We start from the raw sequence: 3,076 nt of genomic DNA, 5'->3' as shown, positions 1-3,076 counted from the left end.
TGCGATCTCAGGTCACCCTGATTTCATCTTTGAATAAGGGTGGTACTGAATAGTTACGATAAATCAAAAAAGCTGATTGACAGTGCCAGAAGTAATATGGGACAAATGGCAAATGCAATTACAGTTCTTACCAGTTTTCTGCTTGGAAGATATATTATCGAGCAGGAACAGCAGGGTTCAGAAAGAGCAAAATATGGAGCAAAAGTCTTGGATTCTTTGTCATCATATCTGACAGAAGAATATGGCAGAGGTTTTTCAAGAAGCAATGTTGCAGGAATGCGGCAATTTTACATGGCTTACAAAGATAGAGAAGATGAAATTATCCAATCGGGAATTGGACAATTTGAACAGGCTTTTGGAATTGTCCAATCAGGAATTGGACAATTAGAAACGGCATACAAAAAAATACCATTTAAGCTGAGCTGGACACATTATCAGATACTTATGCGTATAGAGGATAAGGACGAAAGAGACTTTTATGAAAAGGAAGCAATACGTTCTAACTGGAATGTAAGCACCTTGAAAAGACAATTTCACTCCAGTTTGTATGAAAGACTTGCATTGAGCAGAGATAAAAATGATGTGATGCGATTGGCAAATGAAGGTGCCGTTCCGCAGAAACCAGAAGATATTTTACATACTCCGTATGTACTGGAGTTTGCAGGACTGGAGGATAAAGCAGCATATCATGAAAGTGATCTGGAATCGGCGGTAATTGGGAAAATGCAGAAGTTTCTTTTGGAGTTGGGGAAAGGTTTTCTCTTTGAACAGCGGCAAAAGAGGTTTACATTTAATGACAAAAATTTTTATGTTGACCTGGTTCTGTATAACAGATTGTTAAGGTGCTATGTCTTGATAGATTTTAAGATTGATGAGCTTACACATCAGGACTTAGGACAGATGCAGATGTATGTAAACTATTATGACCGGTATGAGAAAATTGAGGGAGAAAATCCGACGATTGGTATTTTACTCTGTAAGCAAAGTGATGAGGCTCTTGTCGATTTAACACTCCCAGAAAATGCCAATATTTATGCAAAAGAGTATAAATTATATTTGCCGGATAAAAAGCTGTTACAGAAAAAGCTAAAAGAATGGCTGGATGAAGAACAGAATTGAGAGTTTGTCAAGTAAAGTGTGTAAGAATTGATTCAGAGGGGAGAGTGCTATCTGATGGATAGTATTCTCCCCCATTGTTTTATAAGCTGTGATTTTTGTTTTTTGTCTGTTGTTCCTGCACCGGATCGGTTTGTGTCCGTCCGAGATATTGATTCAGATTTTCCTGTTTCCGCTTTAAATTTCGCACCTCTATTTCGCAGCTCTTGTAGGTTGCGGTCAGTTCTTTTTTCTGCGTTTCCAATGCCTGATACTCGGCTCGCAGCTTATCCACATTCAATCCTTTTAGCTTGATGCCTGCTTGTTCAAGCACCCGTCTTGCGCCGCCATAGAGGATGATCTGGCTCTCGTATCTGCGGAAATAAGCGTCCGGGTTCTTGGCTTTCTTGTAAGCGATATGATAGGATCGGTTGTCCTTGTACTGCTCAGCATATTTGATGATTTCCGCAAGGTCTTTCATGCGGTGTTCCAGTTCCACAACGCTCTGTTTTGCAGACTTTCCGGCTTCGGTTTTCACCGCAATTTTGTGTTCCAGTTCTGACAGGGAACCGACTTCATTATAGCTCTGTGCGGCAATCTTTAAATTCTCGATGGCAGCCCACCTTTGAAGTCCCGGACTGCTCTGAAATTTTTCGTCTGAGGTGTCAATGGGCCTGCGGGCAGAGTAGTCCCTTTTGGGGATCGTTGCCTTTCGTTCCCGTTTCTTTTCAATGCGTTCCCTGATACGTTCTTTTGTGTATTCTTTCCCTAAAGACCTAGCACTGCCACGGACAAAACGCTCCTTGTCCAGAGGTCGGAAAGAGATATATTTTGCAGCATCTTCTCCAAAAGTTTCCCCTTTGATTTCGTAACCTTTTGCCCGCATCAGAAGAAGAAATTCTTCATAAGTGGAAGCTGATTTGATACAGAAATTGATGTCCCGCCGAAGCTGTGTTTTCCAGGTCGAACCATTCTGATCAGACTGCCATTCCTTGTATTTTTTGCCACGTTCACCGCCGGGAATGATGACAGAAAGATTGTGTTCTTTGCACAGCTCATCACTCAGGTGGCGGATGCGGTGGTAGGTCTGTGTGCAGTCATGGTATTTGTTATATTCGATGTTGTCAGCCGCACAAAAGATGATATGGTTGTGTATATGCCCCTTATCAATATGCGTGGTGACAACATACGAATATTTCCCCTCTAAAACCTTGTCTGCAAGCTCTTTTCCAATGCGGTGCGCTTCCTCATAACCGACCTCGCCCGGAGAAAAAGCCTGTATGAGATGATAGGCTTTGTTGGGACTGTTTTCCCTGCAATGGTCAAGCGTATATTTAAAGTCAATCGCCGCAGTTTCGGGCGCACACGCATAAGACGAAACATAGATTTGTTCATCGGTTTTGTCCGGGTTACAGATATACTCTATCGCTTTATCAACGGTTGCTTTGATAGCATGGATTTTTGTGTACACCATACTTTATTCATCAACTCCTTTACTTCGTTTATATCCTCTTGATAAATGTTTCCGGTGCTGTTTACCCTCTTTGCGATCTGGTTTAAATTGGAGCTGATACGTCCCAACTCCGTATTATAATTTCGCAGGTAACTGTAATCAACATCATACACATATCCATATAAGATCAGCTTGCGCAGGAACGCAGACATACTCTTCATGCCGGATGCTTTGAATTTGGTGTTGAGGATGTACTGCTCATCATCGCTGAGATAAAATTGCACCGGATTGGTGCGGTTTCGATTTGTCATTTCTGCCACTTCCTTTCTGATTTTGGGTACAAAAAAACTGCTGTAAAATGTTCGATTTTTACAACAGTTCGTTTCAGGTTTTATTCAGTTTTGGGCGCAATCACCCACAGCAAATTGTAGCAAAAGCGGCAGGAAAGGTCAAGGTATTTCGACGGTAAAACAGCGTTGAGGAACAAAATTATATAACTTTACTAAGTCAACGCATATCACCTTTTAT

The 3,076-nt window shown here is 41.5% G+C and carries 3 protein-coding genes; 1 reads left to right on the top strand and 2 read right to left on the bottom strand.

Features of this window, described 5'->3' with window-relative positions:
- Positions 1 to 39: 39 nt before the first annotated feature.
- Positions 40 to 1,119, top strand: coding sequence for a PDDEXK nuclease domain-containing protein (locus tag ASU35_RS03340; protein ID WP_278278045.1), 1,080 nt, complete (start codon positions 40 to 42; stop codon positions 1,117 to 1,119).
- A gap of 79 nt (positions 1,120 to 1,198) precedes the next feature.
- Here ASU35_RS03340 and ASU35_RS03335 read toward each other — a convergent pair whose 3' ends face one another.
- Together ASU35_RS03335 and ASU35_RS03330 are read right to left on the bottom strand one after the other, a co-directional pair.
- The gene (locus ASU35_RS03335) at positions 1,199 to 2,569 is read right to left on the bottom strand and encodes a relaxase/mobilization nuclease domain-containing protein (RefSeq protein ID WP_058351646.1); all 1,371 of its coding nucleotides are present in this window, start codon (positions 2,567 to 2,569) and stop codon (positions 1,199 to 1,201) included.
- Positions 2,518 to 2,859: a MobC family plasmid mobilization relaxosome protein gene (locus ASU35_RS03330; protein ID WP_058351645.1), complete on the bottom strand. Its 342-nt coding sequence runs from the start codon at positions 2,857 to 2,859 to the stop codon at positions 2,518 to 2,520. Before ASU35_RS03330 ends, ASU35_RS03335 begins: the two co-directional genes overlap by 52 nt.
- Positions 2,860 to 3,076 lie beyond the last annotated feature (217 nt).

This window comes from Acetivibrio ethanolgignens (assembly GCF_001461035.1).
GTDB lineage: Bacteria > Bacillota > Clostridia > Lachnospirales > Lachnospiraceae > Velocimicrobium > Velocimicrobium ethanolgignens.
Note: the sequence above shows the minus strand (reverse complement) of the source record. Positions and strands in the feature narration are given on the sequence as shown.

Bases quoted from the DNA above. Each gene is read 5' to 3' on its own strand.
- ASU35_RS03335 (WP_058351646.1), bottom strand. From the start codon at position 2,569: ATGGTGTACACAAAAATCCATGCTATCAAAGCAACCGTTGATAAAGCG.
- ASU35_RS03330 (WP_058351645.1), bottom strand. From the start codon at position 2,859: ATGACAAATCGAAACCGCACCAATCCGGTGCAATTTTATCTCAGCGAT.